The following is a 21623-nucleotide window of genomic DNA, read 5'->3' as shown; positions in this document are numbered from 1 at the left end:
GTCCTTTAGGGCCGGGACAGGTTGGTTCAGCGGTTGGTCGTCTCCCGGGTGGAGGAAAGCTCCGCCCAGAGCGCCGGCCAACCAGCTGGACCAGCCCGTTTCCCGGCTTCGACGATCAGCCCGTGCAGGCGCGCCAGCTCGGCCACGCTGAGGGCGGCGTCATCAACCCATCCGCCGAGCGCCCGCTGGGCGGCCGGATAGCTGCGGAAAGTGCCGCCCCCGATGGCTGAGATCATGCGGCGCGCGTAGGCATCGAAGACGAATGCTGGCCGCTCGTAGGCGTAGAGCAGCAGCACGTCGGCCGTCTCGAAGCCGACGCCGCTCAACTCCAGCAGCCGGCGGCGTAACGGTCCGTCGGGCAGGAGGCGGGCGCCGTCGTCGTGGGCACCGAACCATCGGGCAGCGCCCTGAAGATAGCGGGCCTTCGCGACCATGAACCCCGACGGGCGGATCAGCTCTTGCAGCTCTGCCTCGGAAACGTCGCTCAGCGATGCCGCGTCCAGCAGGCCCGCCGCGCGTAGCTGCCCCAGGGAGCGCTCGACATTCGCCCACGCGGTGTTGTGGGTGAGCAGCGCCCCGACGAAGATCTCGAAGCGCGTGTCCGCAGGCCACCAGCGGCCCGGGTCGATCGTCGCGTCCAGCACCTCGTACGCCCGACGAAGCGGGACCAGGCCGCGGGAACTCACCGCTCGGAGTGGAGAGCCACCGCGCTCTTGGGCGGGACGCTGCCCGAAATCCTGCCGCCCGAAACCACGAAGCCGCACTGGTCGGGCGCGGCCAGGTTGCAGTATTCGCCGTCCGGCAGCGCCGTGCTGGCCTCGAAAGGCCTAGGCTCGTCCGCGATGGACAGCGCCAAGAACCCCTTGCCGCCGCGGTCCAACGTCAGCACCGGCGAGTTCCAGGTGACGTTTTGGATAGGCTCGGCCCCCACCAGCGAGCGCCACTTCGCCATGCCGAGCACCTCGGGCGTCAGGCAGCGGAACTGCTGCTCGGGGCAGACGACGTCGAGCACCCGGCCGTTGTCCTGCCTCGGCCCGGCGTCCCGGTCGTCGAAGGCGTAGCCGGAGTACAGCACCGGTGTTCCGTAGTCGCCGGCGAGCATCGTCAGCTCGGCCAGCCGGAAGAGGTCTTCGTCGCGCGGGTTCAGGTGCCGGTCGGCGCGCTCGGTGTCGTGATTGGCGACGAAGGTGTAGGCCTTGTCGGAGGGTACGGCGCCGTCGCGCAGTTGGAAGGCGGGGGCGAGCGATCCGCCGCGCAGCACGCCCGCCAGATCCTTCGACCAGCCGAAGGCAAAGACCCCGCCGAAGCCGAGGTAGTCCTCCGGTTGCACCGGCTCGTTGTGGGCGCGGATCACCTCGCTAATGATCAACGGCTCACCCTCGACTGCGCCCACGATGGCGGCCACATCGTCGGCGCTCATGTGCTTTGCCGCGTCGATGCGGAAGCCGTCCACGCCCAGGGAGCGCAGATCGTTCAGAAAGCCGACGATGGTTTCGCGCACGTTCGGCCTGCTGGTGTCGAGGTCGGCTAGGTTTACCAGCTCGCAGTTTTGCAGCTGGGCCTGGTCGGAGTAGATAGCGATGTCGTCGTTGGGGGTCAGCCCGCAGTGGTGGAAGTCCTCGCTGGTGTAGATGCCCGGGTAGCTGTAGTGCTCGAAGGAGCTGCCAGCGACGCCGGTGCCGGAGTCGATTCCGGCCATGTGGTTGATGACGGCGTCGGCGACGACCCGCACGCCCGCGTCGTGGCAGTCCTGCACCATCTGCCGGAACTCCTCGCGCGTGCCCAGCTTGGACTCGATCCGGTAGCTGACCGGCTGGTAGCTGGTCCACCATTGGGGCCCCGCGATGTGCTCCTGGGCCGGGGAGAGGAGCACGAAACCGATGCCGTTCGGGCCGAGGGTGTCCTTGCACTGGCGGGCGACGCTCGGCCACGGGTACTGGAACAGCTGCACGCCGGCTGCGTGGGCGGGTGCGGGGTCCGGCGGTGCCGCCGCCTGAGGTGAACACGACGCGGCGAGCAGCGTGGCTGCGATGAAAGGCATTATCTGGCGCATGACAGTCATTATCGCCCGGGAAGTGCTCAGCTGCTCGGCGGCTCGGGCGAAGCGTCAACGGACCCCAACTGCGCGGCGCGCACCACGTCGGGCGAGAGCGTGGCGAGGCGTGTGTTGATCTCCTCGAATAGTGCAGCGGCCTCGGCGTTCAGCTCGCGCCAGATCGGTTTGCGTTGGCGTCCTTTGGCCGCTCCGGCGGTGAGCTGGCCGCGCATCCTGAGCGCTGTGACTCGGGTGCGCCAGGCGGGCAACTCGTCGGTGTCCGGGAATTGTGTTTCGATCCCGGACACGCAGGATTCGATGCTGTCGATGGCGGCGGTGAACCTGGTCTCGGGGCTGCGGGAGCGAAGCGCCCGCTTTGCCTGTTCCAGAGCCTTTTTCGTCTTCTCGGCTACTTCCTCGTTCTCTTTGAGGCCGCTCCACAGGGCGAGCGTCGCTTGCATGAGGGCGCCTGCGGCGGCGAGTAGGCCGGTGGCGGTCTTGATCAGTTTGAGCGGGTTGGCCATGACATCGATTCTACGTGCGATCGGCCGGCCGACCGATTCCCCCAAACGATCAGGGTGGCTATCGGGTCAGTTGATGGTTGAAACTGTAGATGCTTGCCCGGTAGACGTGGATGCCCACCTCTATCGGCTGGCGGGCCACGTCGAAGGCCACCCGGTTCATTGTGAGCAGCGCGGCGCCGACGGGCTCGTTCAGCAGGCGCGCCTCCGCGGGGGTGGCGAGGCGCGCGCCGATCTGTTGCGAGCCGGAGCGCGGCTCTGCGCCGGCTTCCCGGAGGAGGTCGTACAGGTTTCGGCTGGTGAGGCTTGCCCGGCTGGGGGCCAAGTGCGCGGGCAGGTAGTCGCGCAGGATCGCGAGGGGGCGCGAGTTGATGAGGCGGAGGCGTTGGATGTGCACCACCGGGCTGCCCTCAGGCAGGCGCAGCAGCTGGGCGATGCTGGGGGTGGCTGGCTCCTCAACCCAGTCGAGGACGCTGGTGGTGGGGCTGTGCCCGCCTCGGACCAACTCGTCGTAGAGGCTGGTCAGTACCAGCGGCGGCTCAACCCGCCGAGCCACCACCTCGGTGCCTGCGCCGCGCCGGCGGACGATCAGCCCGAGGTTGACCAGGGTTTCCAGCGCTTTGCGCGCCGTGGGCCGGGAGATCTGTAGGCGTCGCGCCATGGACACCTCATCCTCAAGCCGGGTGCCCGGAGCCAGCCTCCCCGATTCGATCAGCTCGCGCAGTACACCGCTGATCTGAACGTGAATTGGAGCGGCATCCTTGCGGCTGATGTCGATTTTCAGTTTGAACGTCTCCCTGCGCATTGGCCCCCCTGAAAAGTAGGACACGATCACGATCATCCTAGTCTGGCAAGGGGCGAATTGCAGTGGGAAAGTCGGCGGGTTCTGGGTTTCCCCGGCTCAGTTGAAGTGGGTTTCTCCCCAACTGACAATATTCCAGCCCTCCGTGGGGGAACCGTCCAGCAGAATCCATTGGGTGTTTCCCAACGGGATGGCGACTTCGGGATCCAGATCGGGGCAGATGGTCAGACCGAATACGCGCAGTGCCGCGCCGTGGCTGACCGCGGCGGCCACGTCGTGTCCGGCGGACGCCATGTGGGCGATGGCCCCGAAGTAGCGTTCGACGAATTGTCGAGCCGTCTCGCCGCCTTCCAAGCCTGAGTCCATGTTCGACGGAGACCAGGAACTGAGCATGTCGATGTAGGTGTCCCACACCGGGTTCAACTCTTCGACGCCGGCCGCGATCTCGCGCAGGCCGTCGAGAGTCTGCACTTCGACTCCTCGTGCCTCGGCAAGGGGCGCCGCTGTTTGTTGGGCACGTGTGAGGTTTGAGGCGTATACGGCCTCGATCGGTTCACCGCCCAGCCGGTCGGCCAACTCGCGAGCTTGCGCCAAGCCGGTGGAGTTCAGGGGGGCACCGGGGTAGGCCGTGTCGAGTAGGTGCTTGACGTTTGACTCGGTTTGTCCGTGGCGGATCAGGTAAAGGCGCATGCCCCTAGCCTAGGACCTGTCTCGAAGGAACTGGCGGGGCCAGGAGCGTCGACGACGCGGCTCCGGCCCGGCCTGGCTTTCGAAATGCTCTCCGGCAGCGTGGGTCAGGGTGGCTGGGGCCGTTTTGTGCGTTCCGTTCGGACTGTGCTAAAGTTCAGCGTCGGTTCGATACGGATCGGCGGGACGCGCGAGTGGCGGAATGGCAGACGCGCCGGCTTCAGGTGCCGGTGCCCGCAAGGGCGTGGAGGTTCAACTCCTCTCTCGCGCACCAAGCCAAGTCCCGGGGCGCCCAAGGTGAGCGCCCCGGGACTTCACTTTTTCGGGGGCGCTCGGGCGGCCCACTGCGACCCTCCAAGCACCCCCACCGAGACGGTCAGGCTCGGCGTCGCCTCTCAAGAAACCGCGCCGCGCAGTCGCGCCTAACTGCCCACAGGGCGAGCTGCTCCTCGTGTTGCTCTGCGGCGCGCTTGGTGGTCCTGCGAATGTTCGAATCGAGTTCCTCCAGCGAGACGCGCACCCGATCGTGGCTGTCCCGAGAGTAGTTCACTAGCCTGATGCCCAGCACGACGATGAGGCCTCCGGCCACCAGCAGAGGGAAGCCGAGAAAGTCCATACCGGCCACCCACAGTCCGAGTGACAGCAAAACGACGGCGGCGCCCACCAAGCTGACCGGCAAGCCCTGGGACACCATCCCCGTCGGGAGCGAGTCGTGCAGTGCGGCGCGGGCAGCTGTTAGCTGGCTTGGGTTGAGCACACCCTTCGGGCCGACGAGGATGCTCGCTTCCCCGGGAAGCGCGATTTCGGGAGGGGCGGGCTGCGGTTGGGCCGCGTAGTCGTCCGCGATCGGAGAAAAGCGCGGCAGGAAGCGCTGCCACAGCCAGGCGCAAATCGTCTGCGGTACATCCGGGCTCACCGCTGTGTCTCGCAGCAGCATGACGACATCCACGGGAGGGCTATCGTTTTCGTAAGCCTGGCCTTCAGCCACGGGCGCCAGCTTCTGGATAAAAGCTCGACGGGTTTCTCTGGCCTGGGCCAGCAGGGCCTCCTCCTCCGGGCAGCTTCCCAGCGGCAGGAGAGTGAGAGACTCCAACAGCATCGCGCGGCCGACTTCCTCGTCCGTGGGCATCCCCTCCTGTGGCTTGGGTGCGGAAGTCGTCGGCGCCGGGGCTTCTGCTTGGTCGAGCGCCCAGGCGAGCACATCGTCGGCCCGCTCCGGACTGGGGACATTGCGGTGCTCCTCGCGAAGCCACTGCTCCCAGTCGTCGTTTCTCGACAGAGTGGTCTCGACGATGTCGCGGATGGTGGCGAGGGCGTTCGGCCCAAAGGCTCCCCTGGCGACGGCTGACCACACCAGAACCTGCCAGCGTGCCCAGCGGCCATCCCCGTCGGTTCTGAGGAGGCTCGGTAGGTCGCCGAGCGCGGCCTCACCGCGCCCCAGTGCGCCTTGGGCCACCGCCAGGAAGTCCCGCGCCGCCTCAGGGTAGCGTTGAAGGGCTCGCGCGGCCAGCTGTGTGTCGACGCTTCCGTCGGGGCTGAGCGCCGCAACGGCCGGGGGGAGCCAGTAGGACGGGATGTCCTCCGCGGCTTCTGGGGGTAGCCCCTGCATGAGACGACGAATGTTGCCACGAGCCTGGTTGCGGGCCACGGCATGCCCGGGGAAGGTCCCGAGCTCCTTCTCGAAGCCGTCCATCTTGGCATAGTTTAAGAAAGCCTCGGTGAGTTCGTTCAGTCGGCCATCGACGCTGCCCTGTACTGTCTTCAACTCCTTCTGAATGCCCTCGACGTGTTTGGACACGGTCTGGCGCAACGCGGCAGCCTCGGCCGTCTGAACTTCGAGGGCATCCAGAAATCTACTGTTCCATCCGTACTGGCCCATCCACTGCCAAGAATCATTCATGGCCCCATCCTCTCGCAGTGGGCGAGCAAACAGGGTGGGTGTGCGACAGAATCCCTGATCTTCTCGCTTGGGGCGCCGCCCACCGGGAGCGTCCCGTGTGACCGAGGCGAACGAAACCGCCTTGCGAGTCCGTCGAGGGCGCTTCCGCGCCTCTCCAAAGGGGTGTGATCCCCGAACCCGCGAGTTGGGCTCAACTCCTTGTCAGAGTGGGACAGGAGGATTGACCTGTGGGATGGCTTAAATCCGGCGTTCAGGCGGCGAGTCCCTATTCGCGTTGGGAGGAGTAACGCGGCACGGAGCGTCCCAGGCGGGCGGTGTCGCTTGCCCAGCCATGTCCTGGTCATTCAGCTCAAGGTTCCCTAGCTCCAGGACGGGACGACAAGTGAGGTGCCTCGCGGCTGGAATCGTCGCGTGTGGTGACTACTAGCATCCTCACTTCGCAGACTTCGCTGGGGTTATCGTCAGACATCACCTCTTTGCTCGGGCTAATGGTGAAGAAACGCACATCTTTCGTCAGGCGGTGCGCGACGGGCAGTGAGAGACCTGGCCGAGTGAGTGAGTAAACATCACCGCCGCCTTGCCCTGAATCCGTGCGACGAGTGGGCCGTGGTGAGTACTGTTGCGACATGATGGTAATCGAGGTGACTGGTGGGCTCATCCGATAGGGCCAAGTCGGGCTGCTGTGCTGAGGTCCGATCAATCAGGGCCGGTTACCTTTCGCCGCCGGACAAATGTGTGTGCTGCTCCATGTCCAGTTCGCGCAGGCCAACAGCATCAGGAGCTTCCCGGTAGATCGATTGATCTCTACGGGTGGGAGGCCCAGGAGCGAGCGCGGGGCGCGCCCTATTTGCGCCACGTTCAGGTCCGTGAAGGGGAACTACATCGAATGCTCCTGGAGAGCTATTGTCGTTTTCCTCGCCAAGTGTTTGATGCCGGGAGTTTTGATATCCGATACGCCGAGATGAATTCATCTTCAATTCGGTTGAAGTTCCTCGACGATTGCCTGCACGAGGGTTGACTTGCCGCAGCAGTTGGCGTCCAGAATGATAAACACTTCGCCGGACGAACCTCGAAATCACCCATCGTTAACAGGCTCAATCACCAGGCGATCGAGAAGATGCTCAGTAGGGCCAGCTGGAAGATGAGGGAAGCAAAGGCGAGGCTATCCCACTGCATCCCGGAGAAGGAGCTCATCCACCAAAAGTGATGGCGAGCAGGTCATCCGCCGGATCAGCCAACTACTTCATCATGGACACGCCAGCGTCGAGCACCGAGCTGACCGCTGCTCCCTCCAGCACCAATATGATTGCTGCTGTCTTCCCCTTCGCCCGGGCCAGCCCTACAGGCCAACATCATGCCAGAGATTCCCATCGCGAGAGGGAGAGCAGGCACCATGAGCGGGTAGGCGTCGGTGAGGCTGATAGCCAGCGGTGCGGCGGCGGAACCCCCAATATGTCGAGGCGCTAAAGAGTTTCGGAACATCCCTTGGCGCACAGCTCAGGAGCATGACAGCGCTGCACCGACGAGCACCGCCATCAGGTGCGGGGCCAGCACATCTCCCGGAACACTTTCTCGGCGATCCCGCTCCAGGTCGGCTCAATGGGAACGAGATTCCACAGCATGATCCACATCGCTTCCCGCGGACCAATAGCGTAGCGTCCCACTAGGAAGGGGCTAGCTACGTCGAAGAGTAGGACGGAGGCGGCGATAAGTAAGCTGACCCAGAACGGACATGTGCGATGGCCTCGTCCATGTTTTGGGATCGGCTGCGACCTCGTCATCATGGGGGCTAGCGGTGGTGGAAGTCGAACATGTCCGTCGCGCGCTGACCGTCGGTCAGGATGAGCAGGTACTTCAGACTGCTTTCGGCGATCTCAAAGCCGAAGTATTCCAAGTAAAGGCCTTCGTCTTGGCCTCCCCCGAGGAATCTTTTGGCTCGCCGATGGTTCCCGCTCCAGCGTTGATGCGGTGCGCAAGGGTTATGAGTCCCTGACCGGTCGTTGACCCATTGTTTGCCTGGAGGGCTCCTCCTGCGGTGAAGGCCTGAACGACGGTGGTACTCGGAACCTGAGAGGGGGCGGTCTCTCCTCGGTCTCGGCTCTGATGGCCAGATACTCCTTGGAGCACTCGGCGGCCTTGTCGGGCTGGAGGCCGCCAAATCAGGCCTCTGAATCAGCAGCGCCTCTACGTTGATCTCGCTGCTGGAGAACACCACCGACAGCTGAGCCGGACGTGGGTACGTGGTCTTGAACCATTCATTTTGCCGTAGCTGCCCTCCGAAGCTACGAACTTGCCGGCTCCTCCACGCAGCAGCACGGCAATGGTGTAGGCGGGGGAGCGGTGCGTTTCGCCTTTGTGGAAACGCTCACTAGCCCGAGCTCGTCCTCGACCACGCGGGGCAACGCTGGTAGCAATCGAGGGCTGACTCACGGTTGTGGGTAACTGGGCGAGCGGTAGCCGCTCTGGCAGCCGGAGAAGACGAGCAGCGCTGCCAGTGCAGCCGCAGCCAGCGGTGCTCTGAGACTCTTTGATCCATCGGAAGAACCCCGTGAAATCGCCCCAATGGTTTCGCGGGGCGGGTAATTCCCAAGCATGCCTCCGTAAATCCGGACATGTGGCTGCTGGGTAGGGCTTGATTCCTGGAACTCACGGTAGGGAAGAAACCGCCTGTCCGCAGGGGAGGTTCGAAGAGACGCGCGTCTCATCACCAGCCAAGGACGGCAACGACGAGTGGCCGGTCGTCAGGCCTGCTTCACAAGCCACCCGGCGATGCGCTCAATCACCTGGGGCGGGATCGTTGCGGGCTCCTGAATATCGCGGAACGGATCCAGCCCCTTGGTGGGGTAGAAGCAGTGATTCAGCCCGTTAAACAGCTCAAACTCGACATTGGGCTGGCCCGCGAGTTTCTCCTGCCACAAGCGGTAATCGGTATCCGCGAAAACCTGCTGGTCTGCGTCGCCCTGCAGGAAGAGCAGGGGGACCTTAAGCTTTGTGGCGGTCTTGGCCGGATCCAGGCGGTTGATATCGATCACGTAGCGGGTGCTCATTGACAGCCGGAACGGCATCGGCACCACGTCGCTCAGCGCGTCGACCGCCTTCGCTTCCGCGATGCTTGCCTCGCCTTCGACGCGGCGCCGGGCCTGCTCCTCGGGGGAGAGCCCGGTCTGGGACTCCAACTGGTGATGGAGCTGATCCAGAATCAGATCGAAAAGCGAACGGGGGGTTCCTGCCAGAGAGACACCGCCGGCTGCGAATTCGTTCGCCTCTAGAATGTCCGGCAACACCATCGCCCCTTGGCTGTGGCCAATCACGAAAAGCCGATACCCGGGCAACCGGTCGCGCAGCAGGCGCAGCGCCGCTGCGGCATCGTCGTGGTATTCGTCGGACAGCGACAACGTGCTGAGGTCAAGCTTGCGTGGCGCCGCGAAGGTGCGCTTGTCGAAGCGCAGGCTGGCAATGCCCCGGTCGGCGAGGCCCTCGGCGAGATCACGCAACGGCTTGTTGGGGCTGTTGGGCAGGGACTCGTCTCGATCCTGTGGGCCGGAGCCCCACAGCAGGAGAACAGCAATCGGTTTGCCATCCTCGGGCACCAGTAGGGTCCCCGGAAGATGGAAAATCCCGACGGTGACTTCTTCCCCATGCCGGGCTGGCTGCTCAGAGGAGGCGGATTGTGAAGCCCCTGAGGAGGTGCTTTGTCCGGTCGAATCAGCGCACGCAGCGAGACCCACTAGCGCCGAACACAGTGCCAAGATGACGAGAATAGATCGCTTGACCATACGTAACCTTAGCAATACCCGCCCCAAAACCGGTGACAATAGGCGTCATCGGGTGGATTCGCGCACCTCCAGGGCGGGGGAGGCGAGTCGCTGAACTCGGGCTGGATCTGGGGAAAGCAACAATTCGACGGCTGCCGCACCAAGCTCTGCCGGGTCGTGCAGGAAGGACGTCACCTGAGGGCTGACCACGCGGCACAACGGCGAATCCTCCAACGAGAGTACGGCCAGGCGAGTGGGCACGTCGATCCTGCTCTCGACGATTACCGACAACCCGCCCAGGGTGAGCAATTCGTTGTCGTAAACGATCGCGTCGGGTACTCGGTGGCTCGACAGTAGACGCCTGGTTTCGGCGCCGCCGGCTGCCTCGGAGTAGTCGCTGGGGCTCGCCAGCCGGGTGATGAGCCCAAGCCTGTCACCCTGCTCGAAGAAAGCCTGCTGCCTGCCCAGCGTGTGCTGCAAACCGCTGTGTCCACCGACGTAAGCGATGCTCGTCCTGCCGGACGCCGCAAGGTGGCTGAGGGCCCGCTCCATGATCTCTGCGTCGTCAACCACGATGGCGCCCCCGCCGGGCAGCGGCGAGCCGGCCGTCGCAAAAGGGATGCCCAGTTCGACGAGTCGGGCGGGGCGAGGGTCCGAGGTGCGGGGATCCACGAGCAGCACGCCGTCGACGCGGCGTTGTGCCCACCAGGAACGGTAGACCTCCAATTCCTCCACCACGTCGTCCACCATCTGCAACACCAGCGAGTGCCCGTGCCCGGTCAGTGCGGCCTCCATGCCGCAGATCAGCTTGAAATAGTAGCGCTCCGCGTCGGCACCCGCGCGCGGCCGCGGTAGCACGAGGCCAATGGCCGCCGCCCGCGACGAGGAAAGCGCCCGGGCGGCGATGTGCGGCGTCCACCCCAAGGACTGAGCGATCGCGACCACCCGGGCGCGGGTCGCGTCGGATACCCCGGGTTTATTGTTCAGCGCCAACGAAACAGCGCCCCTGGAAACCTGGGCAAGCTGGGCAATATCGCTGATGGTGGTGCGCTTCATTTCTGCCGATCTTTCTGCGTCGGCCGGTAAGTCCGGACTGTGAATCGCAGAAATAGTAATCCGACGAGTAGGGGTTAAGCCAGAGTTTCACATTCTGAGTGCGCGCCCCGGTCGGTTGCGGCTGTTGAGGCAGTGGCTGAGGCCGGACCGGGCTTTACCTGCGGCATGTCGTCGGCAGCCGCGGCGCCGACCCGCTGGGAGGGGCGAGCGGGTCGGCGTTGGATCAGGCAAGGGGACTAGCTTCTTCCTTTCCGCGCTTCGCGGGAGCCTGCTGCATCATTTCTGTGTTGTCCGCCCGGGTTATGGACCGAAACACGCGACCATTTATGGAAACCGCCCCTGAGGGGCCGAAGCCCGTCCGGCGGCGTGCCCCGGCTATCAGCCCCAGATCAGCTTGTCCGAGCCGGACATGGAACTGTGCGCTCTGACCTGGACGGAGACGGTGCGGCCCACGCGGATCTCCAGGAACACATCGGGGTGTTCTCCCCGCAGCTGATAGACGGCGTAGGTGTCGCTGAGGTGCAGTCTTTCGGCCCGCGACCGCTCCAGACTGCGCCACTGGCGGCCTCCCCGCAGCTTGTCGCGTTTCTCCAAAAGACTCCACTGTATTGCGGGGAAGCTTTCCGACGTGCCCGAAATCCGGGGACCGAAGGAGGCACGCTGCCACGGGAGAATCGGATGGGTTGGCGGCGTAATACCAGGGAGTTTGTACCCGGAATCGACCGACGGCGCCCCGCCCAGGAAAAGCAGTAGCGCGAGGGCTTGCCGGGCGTTGTCCTCGCCCAACGTGCGGGTGATGCTTGGTTCGCCGGGGAGGGTGAGAAAGGTCTGCGGAACAAAGCTCTCCAGGCAGCGGTTGTGCTGTTCAATGACCCGGTCGAGCCTCCGAAGATTCCGGTCGCTGAAGAATGTGACAATTCCGTCGCGCAGGTCGAACTGCATGGCCGAATCCACCGTCGACCGCTCGACGAGATCCACCAGATCCCCCCGGCCAAAATCGGCCAGCACCCACTGGTAGGGAAAGAGTTCCCGGGTGCGGGCCAGCGCCCGACGCCAGAACTCGGGCGGCACCGCGGAGGCCGACGAGAGGGAAAAGCCATCCACCCCGCGCGAGAGCCAGTGCAGCATCGCGGTCGCCGCGAACTCCACCGCCTCGTCGCTCGACTGGTTCAGGCGAACCAGCTGCCCGGCGCCGTCAGCCGGGCGCGGGCGGGGGCCCCCGGGGGCGTCCCAGTCGATGTCGAAGAGCCGGCCCTCCGGCGAGTCCGGTCCGCCGAGCAGGGCGCGCGCCACGTCGGGATGCTGCCTGCTGACGAGAGCGAACGACGCCTCCATCAGCACCTTCAAACCCTCGTACTTGAAGCCGAGCACGGCGGCGCGAAGGTCTTGTTCCTCACCCAGCCGAGGGTCGACGCGCAGCGCATCCACCAAGCCACCGTCCGACGGGTCGGCGGCCAGCACGGGGCCCAGAATCAGCCCGGAAACTCCCAGCAAGTCCGCTTGCAACACCCGGTCGTACATCGAGCGTAGGGACGAATACCCGCCGCTCGACCTCTCAGGGAGAACTGCCGGGCGGGCGCGCCACCAGATCGTCTGGTCACCCCAGCTTTTGGTTGGTCCTCCGATTAGCTGGTCGCCACCCCAGCCTATGATCGGCCCTCCGATTAGCCCTTGCAGCCGAATCCCTCCTGCAGAATGCCGGTGCCCCGGCAGTACGAGTGCCCGGCGAACAAGCCACCGGTGTTCACGGTCAGCTCGCTGACCGAAACCAGGTGGAAGTTCTTCTCCGTGAGCTGCTGCACGATCGGTTGAGCCGCATCGATCGTGGAGTCATGGATGTCGTGCATCAGCACGATGGGCTGGGTGAACTTCATTCCCTCGCCGACGGATTTGGCCACCGTCTGGCCCGTGTTGCGGTGCTTCCAGTCGTTGGTGTCCACACTCCACATCACGACGGCCAACTCCGCCTCGGTGAGGATGTTGTCCACCTTCTCATTGTGGCTGCCGTAGGGCGGACGGAACAGCAGTGGGGCATAGCCCGTCGTCTGCGCAATCAGCTCGGAGTTGCCGTTGACCTCCGTTTGGATCTTCTCGACGCTCTGCTTGGCCAGATCGGCGTGCGTGATGGTGTGGCTGGCCACCTCGTACCCGCTGCGCGCCATCCGCTTCACGGTGTCGGGGTAGGACTTGATGCTGTTGCCCAGGGCGAAGAAAGTGGCTGTGACCTTGGCCTTGTCCAGGATGCTCAGCAGTTCCGGTGTGCGCGGTCCCGGGCCATCGTCGTAGGTGAGGGCCACGCATGGCTCGACGATCGGGTCGTAGCCGACGGCGGTGCTGGGGCGCACCTTTCCGCCAGGCTTCGGTTTGGGCAGCTTGTCGTGCGTGTCCCCGTCGGATGGGGCGTTCGGCGAGGAGATGGGGGCGGGGCGCTCCTTGCCTGGCGTGAAATGCGTCTCCTTACGGCTGGGCTTACCGGTGAACTCGACGGGGCTGGTGGCAGCACTCTGCGCCAGCGAACCAAACTCGCTGAGCCAGTCGTTCGCGTCGAGGGTCAGGCTGTGCGGAGCGTCGCCCAGCACGCCCGAGTTGAATGTGATCCTGAGTCGGCCGTCGCTCTCGAAGTACATCCCAGGGCCGGGGCCGTAGGGGGCCTGACGGGCGATCAGAGCCTCATCCACCTTCGCGGCATCGAGGCCCTTCTCGGTGGCGGCGTCGTGCACGGCCTGTGCGAAATTGCCCCAGCCGTAGGGCTCGATCAACTCCGGGGAGGAGAAGGTCTGCGACTTTCGCGCGTCGTACCACAGCATCGCGTAATCGGTCCTGCCGTCCACCGTGCTCGTGAACTGCACCCCGACGACATCGGCCGAGCAAGCGACAAACGAGGCCGAGATGTCCACCTTCTTCGCATCCACCCAGCGGGCTCCGCGCAGGAAACGGTCGCGCACGATCTCGCAGGCCTGGGAGAGGTTACGGGCAGTGGCGAACCGGGGGGTAACGGCGGACACTCCCTCGCCGACCGCCAGCGTAACTGTGGAATAGCCGGCCACGAGCGCCGAGTCCACGTTGACGGAGGATGCCTCGGTGCTCTGGTTGTCCTGCGGCTGGTCCGGTGCGGGCGACTCGCCGCCGGGAGTGCCCGTTTCGGTTGCGGAACCGTCGTCGCGGCCCCTCGTATCCGCAGGGGAGTTGGCGCATGCCGCCAACCCCGTACCCGCAACAGTCCAAGCCAGCAACTTAACTACGCTGCGGCGACCAACACCCTCTGCCTTCAACACCGGCTCCTAAAACTTCGTCCGTGGTTACTGAACACATGTTACGCCGCAGGAGGAGCGCAGCCCGAACTTTGGTCTGCAAAGATTGGGCCCATCTCGGCAGGCGGGGTCGCTGGGTGGGGCTCCATCGGGTGGCCTGGGGCCCAGGACGAGATCGCTATCCCGGGCCACGGCACCCGCTCCCGAGGGCTCTCCTGCCGTGAAGCCCGGGGTCGACGGCGGCACGAAAGTTGGCACAATGAGAGCTATGAACACTCCCCGCGGAATCGTGACCTGCCTGCCCGATGTGGCCTGCGACGAACTCATCGGCGTGGCCGAGGTGCTGATCCAGGAACGGCTGCCGAGCTTCGCGGTGCCGGTGGCCGTGTTGGGCGAGTTGCGCGCGGTGTTCGCTGCGCGGGCGACGCTTGGCGCCTGGCAGGTGTCTGATGTCGGGCAGCTGGAGCGGGCCGTCGATGCGGGCGCGGACTTCGTCTTCGCCGATCGGTTCGACGGGGAGCTGGCCGGCATCGCCAGGGAGGCCGGGGTGGCGGTGTACGCGTCGGCCTGTACGCCGACGGAGGTGCGCTCGGTGCTGGCCGGCGGGGCCTCCGGGGCGCTCCTGTGGCCGGCAGACATCGTCGGCCACACCATGGCTGGCCATCTGGCCAGGGTGGGGCTGATCGATCGGGTCATCCCGATGGGCGGTCTCGGAGCCTACGCAGCTAGCCAATGGCTGGAATCGGGGGCCCCGGCCGCCGCTGTCGATGCGACCTTGCTGGGCGATGCTGCGGCCGGGGGGGACCTCGGTCAGCTGCGCGATCGGTGCGGGGCGTTCCGGAAACTTCAACCGGAGTCCTAAGGCCTGGTGCGAAAGACGAGCATGGTCTCGTCTTCGGAGGGGCCCCTAGGGTCCGTGGCGCGGGGTGGGGGAGTCGCTCTCTTCCTCAGCGAAGATGTCGAGCGTGCCCTCTTCCTCAGGCTCCTCCGCCAGTTGCTGGCTGTGCCGGGCTCGGGCGCGCAGCGAGCTGCTGAAAACCAGGGCGACCGTCACGAGGGCCAAGCCGCCGACGATCACCACGGCCCCGATGATCCAGGCGCCGACGCCGGAGAACAGCGAGTTGTCCAGCTCCGCAGTGGTCTGGGGAGCGGCGGTCGCACTGGCCGAAGCTGACGGGCTGGCCGAAGGAGTTTGAGAGGACTCTGCGGAGGGCGTCGCGGAGGGTGAAGGCGTGCTGGAGCCGATCTCGTGGAAATTAATGTCTAGAGAGACACTGGCTTCTGCCGCCGGGTAGCCCTCGCCACCGGCGAACCGCACGGAGAGCGTGACCGGATCCTTTTGGTCCGCTGGGACCTCGAAGATCGTGGTGAATGTGCCCTCGGCGTCGGTGATCATGTAGGACTCTTCGATCTCGACATCGCCGTTGTACAGGGACAGTCCGGCGTTGGTGAGTGGCAGCCCCTGGGGGGAAAGCAGCTTCCCAGAGAGCGTCACCACATCACCGTTGCTCGGGGTGGGATTGCTCGCGTTCAGGGTCAGCGCACTGTTGCCGTCGGCGGGTGCCTCCGTTGGGGCTGCCGGGGCGGCGAGTTCCGACATGTCGAGAGTGACGCCGCTCTGCGCGGCGGAGTGTTGCTGATCGCCCGCGAAGCGCACGGTCAGCGGTCGCTGACCGCCGCGCAGGTCACCGGGCACGATGAACTTGAGATCGAAGCGTCCGGAGCTGTCAGTAGAGCCCGACGCCAGGGTCCGGTTTTCGAGAAGCGCGCTGACCCGGCCGCCGACGATGGGCTTGCGATCGTCGGCGGACAGGGTGCCGGTGACATGCACCTCCAACTCCGCGCTGAGCTGCACGTCAATGTCAATGTGCGATCCGGCCGCCGACGCGCTGGGCGCGAACAGGCCGAGCAGAACAACTGCTACTGAGATGGCCCAGGCGGTAAACCGCGTGCGTCGTGGGTGAATGGGAACTCCTGACCTCGAAGCGTCCTGGCTTTCTGCCAAGCCTGAGCATGTCAAGGAAACCCGGCAGGCGCAAGCCCGATTTGATTCCCCGTTTCCGGTTTCTTAATATTGACTGAGAGAATCTTAGGAAAGGATTCGCTGTGGAAGCTCGACGCGTACTGATCGGTGACGACACGGCCGAAGACACGGCGCCCATCGCCGAGGCAAAGCCTGCACGCCGCGCACTGCTGGATGACGAGACGCCCCAGGCCAGGCGGCTGTCGTCCGTGACGCGCTGGGGCTTGGCCGCGCTGTCCACGGTGGGACTCCTGGTGGGTAGCGTCCTGCTGGTGCCCGGCGAGGTCGACGGGGCCGCCCACACCGACCCGAACACGCTCGCCCTGCCGTCGGAGCGTTCGGAATCCCTGAGTCGCACCAACCAGCGCACCCCGCTGCCGCTCGCGGCTTCCCCGAGCGTCACCCCGGAAGCCAGCGGCACGCCCGAGCCCACCCCGGAAGCCACGGAGACCGCCGTCGAGGCGACGCCCGAGCCTGCGGAGGAGGCCACCCCGGAGGCGAGCCCTGAACCCACGCCAGAGCCCACCAGCGCCCAGCCAACGCCCAGCCCCGCCGTGCCGGCCTTCGGCGAGATCGTGGGGGAGAAGTGGGCCACCAAGTCCGTGCACGTGCGCAAGGGTCCCGGTACCGACTTCGGCATTCTTGCGACGATCGGTGCGGGTAAGAAGGTCAGCGTCACCTCCGTCGTTGAGGGCCGTTGGCAGCAGGTCAAGGCGGGCAAGCACGAGGGCTTCATTGTCAGCGAATTCCTCACCGACGAGGAGCCTGCGGCCGCACCGGAGGCCCAGGGCGTCAGTGGCGGGAAGAGTTCCTGCCCGCAGGCGGCGCGCATCGAGAGCGGTCTCACCGACCGCACCGTGGGTGTGCTGCGCGCGGTGTGCAACAAGTTCCCCAACGTACGCGGCTATCACGGCCGTCGAGCCGGCGGTGGCTCATACCACTCTTCAGGGCGAGCCATTGACGTGATGATCTCTGGCAAGGCCGGCTGGGAGATCGCGAACTGGGCGCGTGCCAACGCGAGCGAACTCGGCGTCATCGAGGTCATCTACGAGCAGAAGATCTGGACCACTCAGCGCTCCGGCGATGGTTGGCGCCACATGAGCGATCGCGGCTCGGTCTCTGCGAATCACTACGACCACGTGCACATCAGCGTGCGCTAGGACCCGCGTAGTGGAGCGTCGGCCTAGGACGGCCCGGCGCGTTGGGGTCGCTTGATCGGGTCCCGCGCGACTTTCGAAACGTGTCCTAGTGCAGGCGGGGGTGTTCTCCGGCCCAACCACGGCCTAGGCTTGGGCCATGAACAAGCCAGTAGATGCCACCACTACGCCCGCCTGGTCGAAGCTAGGCGAGCTGAAGAAAAGCCTGAACGTTGACCTGCGTGCCTGGTTCGCGGCCAACCCGCGCCGTGCCGAGGAACTGTCCTTCGACCTGGCCGACCTGCGCGTCGACCTGTCCAAGAACCTGATCACCGATGAGGTGGTAACTGCCCTGCTGGAGCTCGCCGAGCAGGTGGGTCTGGCCGAGCGTCGGGAGGCAATGTTTAACGGAGAGCGGATCAACGTCACGGAGAACCGCTCCGTGCTGCACACCGCGCTCAGACTGCCCAAGGGCGCGGAACTCATCGTGGACGGTCAGGACGTCGTGGGGGACGTGCACCAGGTACTCGACCGGATGGGCGGTTTCGTCGACTCCGTGCGCTCTGGCGAGTGGGTGGGCGTCACGGGCAAGCCGATCTCCGCCGTGGTGAACATCGGTATCGGCGGCTCCGACCTCGGCCCGGTGATGGTTTACGAGGCGCTCATCCCCTACAAGAAGGAGGGCCTGAGCTGCCGTTTCGTTTCCAATATTGACCCTTCCGACGTGTACGAGAAGACGGCGGACCTCGACCCCGAGGCCACGCTGTTCATCGTCGCTTCGAAGACCTTTACGACGCTGGAGACCCTTACCAATGCGCGTCTCGCTCGGGAGTGGCTGCTCGACAAGCTGGTCGAGAAGGGGGCGATCGGCGACGATGCGGCGGCCAAGCGTTCTGCCATCGCCAAGCACTTCGTCGCCGTTTCCACGGCTCTGGACAAGGTGGCCGAGTTCGGCATCGACCCGGCGAACGCCTTCGGCTTCTGGGACTGGGTGGGCGGCCGCTACTCCGTCGACTCTGCCGTCGGGCTGCCGGTGGCGTTGGCGATTGGTATGGATGGCTTCCGCGACTTCCTCGCCGGGTTCCGCGCCGTGGATGAGCACTTCCGCACGGCCGCTCCCGAGCGAAACGTGCCGCTGTTGATGGGTCTCCTCAACATCTGGTACGTCAACTTCTTTGGCGCCCACTCGCACGCCGTGTTGCCCTATGCGCAGTACCTGCATCGCTTCGCGGCCTACCTGCAGCAGCTCACGATGGAATCGAACGGGAAGTCCGTGCGCGCCGACGGCACCCCGGTGACCAGCGACACCGGCGAGATTTTCTGGGGTGAACCCGGAACCAACGGCCAGCACGCCTTCTACCAGTTGATCCACCAGGGCACGCGCCTCATCCCGGCGGACTTCATTGCAGTGGCCAGCCCGGCACGGCCGCTCGTTGACGGCGACAAGGATGTGCACGGCTTGTTCCTGGCTAACTTCTTCGCGCAGACGGCCGCGCTGGCCTTCGGCAAGACCGCCGACGAGGTGCGCGAGGAGGGTACTCCGGAGGCCATCGTGCCGGCCCGGGTGTTCGCGGGGAACAAACCGACCACGTCGATCATGGCGCCCGCTCTGACGCCGTCGGTGGTGGGTCAGCTGATCGCGCTCTACGAGCACATCACCTTCGTACAGGGGATCGTCTGGGGCATCGACTCGTTCGACCAGTGGGGCGTCGAACTGGGTAAGAAGCTGGCGCTGGAGATCGCTCCTGCAGTGTTCGGCGACGATGAGGCGCTCGCCAAGCAGGATCCGTCCACGCAGTCTTTGGTGAAGTGGTACCGAGCCAACCGTGGCTAGGCGTCGGTGGCGTTGGGCGGTCGGTGTCGCGCTGCTTGCGACGATGCCGACCGTTCTGGGCCTGACGCATTCGCTGGCCGCTTCCTGGGGCCGCTACATCGAGCCGACGGCGGTGCCGCCCGGGCGGGTGGGCATCGTACTGGGTGCGCGGGCGGACCCGGAGCAGCCCTCGGCATCGCTCGCGTTCCGGCTGGACCTCGCCGTCGAGTTGGTGCGCGCGGGGCGGCTCAGCCGAGTGATTGTCTCTGGCGATGGCCGACCCGGGGCTAACAACGAGCCCCGGGTGATGCGCGGGTATTTGGAGCGCAAGGGGATCGACCCCGGCATTATCACCGAGGATCCGGGCGGGTATGACACGTATGACACCTGCAAGCGGGCTCATGATGTTTACGGGTTGCGACAGGCTGTGGTGTTGAGCCAGGACTACCACATTCGGCGTACGGTGGCGATCTGCCGCTGGGTGGGGATCGATACGCTCGGGGTGGGGGATAAGCGGCTGAGCCGGGAATGGCCAGGATATTGGTGGAAGGCTGCGATCCGTGAACCTTTTGCCGTGATAAAGATGGAGTGGGATCTCTTCAGCGGCCGCTCGCCCCGTTACGAGGGTTGATGATTTGAGCTAGACTGGCGGCAATTCATTATCAACCAGTAGGAGCTTCATGGTAATCAAGATCATCGTCACCAGCACCCGTCCGCTGCGCAATGGCGGTCACATCGCGGAGGCAATTGCTCCGCTTCTGGCGGAGGCCTCGGGGAAGCAGGTCGAGCTCGTTGACCTCCGCGAGGTTGCTCTGCCCCTTCTGGATGAGCCTGAGATGCCTCGTATGGGGAACTACCAAAACGAGCACACCAAGGCTTGGGCAAAGACCATCTCCGATGCGGAGGCCGTGGTTTGGGTGACCCCCGAGTACAACGGGTTCTTCACGGCTGCTGCCAAGAACGCTATCGATACGCTGGGCCCAGAGTGGGCTGAGAAGCCCACCGCCATCGTTGGGTACGGATTCGGTGGGGGAGGCCGAGCGGTCCCTCCGCTCACGCAGCTGCTGGAAAACGTCGGTGCAAAGGTGGTTCAGGGCAGCGTGCTGCTCAGCTTCCAGGAGTTCATGGGCGAGTCCGGCCTTGACGCTGCGGGTCTCGTGGCGGCACACGCAGACGAACTGCGTGCGTTGGGTGCGCAGCTCGCGTGACGCCTAACTGTGCGGGCTCGCCCCTAGCCGAGCCCGCACAGTCCGCGCAGATTTCGTGTGGGCGGCGGGTTACCGCCGCCCACACGAATCACCAGATGGAGTCGCCGCGCCCCATCCCGTAATAGGTCCACCCGGCCGCACGCCAGGCCTTGGGATCGAGGACGTTGCGGCCGTCGATGATGTTCGCGGTCCCGACGATCTCTCTCAACTGTTGTGGGTCGAGATTCACGAACTCACGCCACGGCGTGAGGATCATCACAACATCGGCCTCAGCCACGGCCTCCTCAGCGGTGTCGACGATGGTCAGGTCTGGGCGTCGACGGCGCAGTTCGTCTGCGGCTGCTGGGTCAGCGATCGCTAGCTCAGCACCGCGAGCCCACAGCCGGGTGGCGATGTCGAGAGCCGGCGAGTCGCGCAGGTCGTCGGTGTCGGGTTTGAAGGTCACGCCCAGCACCGCCACCTTCTTCCCGACGAGACGTCCATCCACGGCTTGCTCGGCTAGGGCGACGGCGTGGTCGCGTCGGCGCAGATTGATGCCGTCCACCTCACGCAGGAAGGTGAGGGCCTGGTCAACGCCCAGTTCGCCGGCACGGGCCATAAAGGCGCGGATATCCTTCGGCAGGCAGCCGCCGCCGAAGCCGATGCCGGCCTGGAGGAACTTCGCTCCGATGCGCTCGTCGTAGCCGATGGCCTCGGCGAGGCGGGTGACATCGCCGCCGGTGGCCTCGCATAGCTCGGCCATCGCGTTGATGAAGGAAATCTTGGTGGCTAGGAAAGAGTTGGCTGCCACCTTCACCAGTTCGGCAGTGGGGTAGTTGGCCACGACGAGCGGCGTGCCTTGAGCGAGCGGCAGTGCGTAGCACTCGTCGAGCATTCCCTTAGCCAGCAGCCCAACCTCCCGGTCCTCCGGCAGGCCGTAGACCAGACGGTCGGGGGTGAGGGTGTCATGTACCGCATAGCCCTCGCGCAGGAACTCGGGGTTCCACGCCAGGATGAAGTTTTTTCCGGAGCCCGCTAGACGCTCGGCCAGGCGCGCCGCGGTGCCCACCGGCACGGTCGACTTGCCCGCCACCAGCACCGGCTGATCCCCGGGCGTCGCGTATTCAATGATGGTGCTCACTGCCGCGTCGACGTAGGTCATGTCCGCCGCGATGTGCCCCTTGCGCTGTGGCGTGCCGACGCCGATGAAGTGGATCTGCGCGTCGCTGATCTCGCGCGGGTCGGTAGTGAAGCGCAGCTTTCCGCCTCCGACGTGCTTCGCTAGCAACTCGGGCAACCCTTCCTCATGGAAGGGGGCGATGCCGTTGGCCAGTTTCTCTACTTTCTCGGCGTCAACATCGAGGCCGACGACGTCGTGGCCGAGTTCGGCCATGCAGGCGGCATGTACCGCACCGAGGTATCCGCAACCAATGACTGAGATTCGCATATTCGGAACT

17 protein-coding genes and 1 tRNA gene are annotated in these 21623 nt (G+C 65.3%); 6 read left to right on the top strand and 12 right to left on the bottom strand.

Features of this window, described 5'->3' with window-relative positions:
• Window positions 1–26 precede the first annotated feature (26 nt).
• From EII42_RS04225 to EII42_RS04205, 5 genes are all read right to left on the bottom strand, one after another.
• Window positions 27–686, bottom strand: coding sequence for an endonuclease III domain-containing protein (locus tag EII42_RS04225; protein ID WP_125170874.1), 660 nt, complete (start codon window positions 684–686; stop codon window positions 27–29).
• Window positions 683–2053, bottom strand: a complete 1371-nt coding sequence (locus tag EII42_RS04220) for an alpha-amylase family protein (RefSeq protein ID WP_158676402.1) — start codon at window positions 2051–2053, stop codon at window positions 683–685. Before EII42_RS04220 ends, EII42_RS04225 begins: the two co-directional genes overlap by 4 nt.
• Before the next feature lie 26 nt (window positions 2054–2079).
• Window positions 2080–2559, bottom strand: coding sequence for a hypothetical protein (locus EII42_RS04215; protein WP_125170872.1), 480 nt, complete (start codon window positions 2557–2559; stop codon window positions 2080–2082).
• A 58-nt stretch (window positions 2560–2617) separates the two neighbouring features.
• On the bottom strand, window positions 2618–3361 hold the full coding sequence (locus EII42_RS04210) for a GntR family transcriptional regulator (protein WP_125170871.1): 744 nt from the start codon (window positions 3359–3361) through the stop codon (window positions 2618–2620).
• A 96-nt stretch (window positions 3362–3457) separates the two neighbouring features.
• A complete protein-coding gene (locus EII42_RS04205) occupies window positions 3458–4048 on the bottom strand; it encodes a histidine phosphatase family protein (RefSeq protein WP_125170870.1) in 591 nt (196 codons plus the stop codon).
• 185 nt (window positions 4049–4233) lie between these two features.
• Between EII42_RS04205 and EII42_RS04200 the strand changes: the two genes are divergently transcribed.
• Window positions 4234–4319, top strand: a tRNA-Leu gene (locus EII42_RS04200).
• A gap of 102 nt (window positions 4320–4421) precedes the next feature.
• Here the strand turns inward: EII42_RS04200 and EII42_RS04195 are convergent.
• The 5 genes from EII42_RS04195 to EII42_RS04175 all read right to left on the bottom strand — a co-directional run bounded on the left by EII42_RS04195 (window position 4422) and on the right by EII42_RS04175 (window position 14031).
• A complete protein-coding gene (locus EII42_RS04195; protein WP_125170869.1) occupies window positions 4422–5945 on the bottom strand; it encodes a hypothetical protein in 1524 nt (507 codons plus the stop codon).
• 2741 nt (window positions 5946–8686) lie between these two features.
• The gene (locus EII42_RS04190) at window positions 8687–9535 is read right to left on the bottom strand and encodes a S9 family peptidase (RefSeq protein WP_158676401.1); all 849 of its coding nucleotides are present in this window, start codon (window positions 9533–9535) and stop codon (window positions 8687–8689) included.
• A gap of 231 nt (window positions 9536–9766) precedes the next feature.
• Entirely contained in the window at window positions 9767–10756 is a 990-nt protein-coding gene (locus tag EII42_RS04185; protein WP_125170867.1) for a LacI family DNA-binding transcriptional regulator, read from the bottom strand.
• Window positions 10757–11134: 378 nt separating this feature from the next.
• Complete coding sequence (locus EII42_RS04180) at window positions 11135–12262, bottom strand: hypothetical protein (RefSeq protein ID WP_125170866.1); 1128 nt, start codon at window positions 12260–12262, stop codon at window positions 11135–11137.
• 158 nt (window positions 12263–12420) lie between these two features.
• Complete coding sequence (locus EII42_RS04175) at window positions 12421–14031, bottom strand: polysaccharide deacetylase family protein (protein WP_125170865.1); 1611 nt, start codon at window positions 14029–14031, stop codon at window positions 12421–12423.
• Window positions 14032–14275: 244 nt separating this feature from the next.
• On the opposite strand from EII42_RS04175, the gene EII42_RS04170 reads away from it, so the two are divergent.
• Window positions 14276–14869 carry a hypothetical protein gene (locus tag EII42_RS04170; RefSeq protein WP_158676400.1) on the top strand — a complete coding sequence of 198 codons (594 nt, stop codon included), beginning with the start codon at window positions 14276–14278 and terminating at the stop codon, window positions 14867–14869.
• Between the two features lie 45 nt (window positions 14870–14914).
• Here the strand turns inward: EII42_RS04170 and EII42_RS04165 are convergent, their stop codons facing one another.
• Window positions 14915–16012 (bottom strand): carboxypeptidase-like regulatory domain-containing protein, encoded by a 1098-nt coding sequence (locus EII42_RS04165; RefSeq protein WP_125170863.1) that lies wholly within the window; start codon window positions 16010–16012, stop codon window positions 14915–14917.
• A gap of 101 nt (window positions 16013–16113) precedes the next feature.
• On the opposite strand from EII42_RS04165, the gene EII42_RS04160 reads away from it, so the two are divergent.
• From EII42_RS04160 to EII42_RS04145, 4 genes are all read left to right on the top strand, one after another.
• A complete protein-coding gene (locus EII42_RS04160) occupies window positions 16114–17190 on the top strand; it encodes an SH3 domain-containing protein (RefSeq protein ID WP_125170862.1) in 1077 nt (358 codons plus the stop codon).
• 136 nt (window positions 17191–17326) lie between these two features.
• On the top strand, window positions 17327–19000 hold the full coding sequence (gene pgi / locus EII42_RS04155) for a glucose-6-phosphate isomerase (RefSeq protein ID WP_125170861.1): 1674 nt from the start codon (window positions 17327–17329) through the stop codon (window positions 18998–19000).
• Complete coding sequence (locus tag EII42_RS04150) at window positions 18993–19610, top strand: vancomycin high temperature exclusion protein (RefSeq protein ID WP_125170860.1); 618 nt, start codon at window positions 18993–18995, stop codon at window positions 19608–19610. The genes pgi and EII42_RS04150 overlap by 8 nt, the downstream gene beginning before the upstream one ends.
• Before the next feature lie 49 nt (window positions 19611–19659).
• A complete protein-coding gene (locus EII42_RS04145) occupies window positions 19660–20187 on the top strand; it encodes an NADPH-dependent FMN reductase (protein ID WP_125170859.1) in 528 nt (175 codons plus the stop codon).
• Between the two features lie 88 nt (window positions 20188–20275).
• Here EII42_RS04145 and EII42_RS04140 read toward each other — a convergent pair whose 3' ends face one another.
• On the bottom strand, window positions 20276–21613 hold the full coding sequence (locus EII42_RS04140) for a UDP-glucose/GDP-mannose dehydrogenase family protein (protein ID WP_125170858.1): 1338 nt from the start codon (window positions 21611–21613) through the stop codon (window positions 20276–20278).
• Between the last annotated feature and the right edge of the window lie 10 nt (window positions 21614–21623).

Source organism: Tessaracoccus sp. OH4464_COT-324 (genome assembly GCF_003932855.1).
Taxonomy (GTDB): domain Bacteria; phylum Actinomycetota; class Actinomycetes; order Propionibacteriales; family Propionibacteriaceae; genus Arachnia.
The sequence above is the reverse complement of the archived record's forward strand: the minus strand, read 5'-3'. Positions and strand labels throughout refer to the sequence as shown.

Coding starts and splice junctions, on each gene's coding strand:
- EII42_RS04220 (WP_158676402.1), bottom strand. CDS start 2,053: ATGCGCCAGATAATGCCTTTCATCGCAGCCACGCTGCTCGCCGCGTCG.
- EII42_RS04210 (WP_125170871.1), bottom strand. CDS start 3,361: ATGCGCAGGGAGACGTTCAAACTGAAAATCGACATCAGCCGCAAGGAT.
- EII42_RS04195 (WP_125170869.1), bottom strand. CDS start 5,945: ATGAATGATTCTTGGCAGTGGATGGGCCAGTACGGATGGAACAGTAGA.
- pgi (WP_125170861.1), top strand. CDS start 17,327: ATGAACAAGCCAGTAGATGCCACCACTACGCCCGCCTGGTCGAAGCTA.
- EII42_RS04215 (WP_125170872.1), bottom strand. CDS start 2,559: ATGGCCAACCCGCTCAAACTGATCAAGACCGCCACCGGCCTACTCGCC.
- EII42_RS04205 (WP_125170870.1), bottom strand. CDS start 4,048: ATGCGCCTTTACCTGATCCGCCACGGACAAACCGAGTCAAACGTCAAG.
- EII42_RS04145 (WP_125170859.1), top strand. CDS start 19,660: ATGGTAATCAAGATCATCGTCACCAGCACCCGTCCGCTGCGCAATGGC.
- EII42_RS04170 (WP_158676400.1), top strand. CDS start 14,276: ATGAACACTCCCCGCGGAATCGTGACCTGCCTGCCCGATGTGGCCTGC.
- EII42_RS04140 (WP_125170858.1), bottom strand. CDS start 21,613: ATGCGAATCTCAGTCATTGGTTGCGGATACCTCGGTGCGGTACATGCC.
- EII42_RS04185 (WP_125170867.1), bottom strand. CDS start 10,756: ATGAAGCGCACCACCATCAGCGATATTGCCCAGCTTGCCCAGGTTTCC.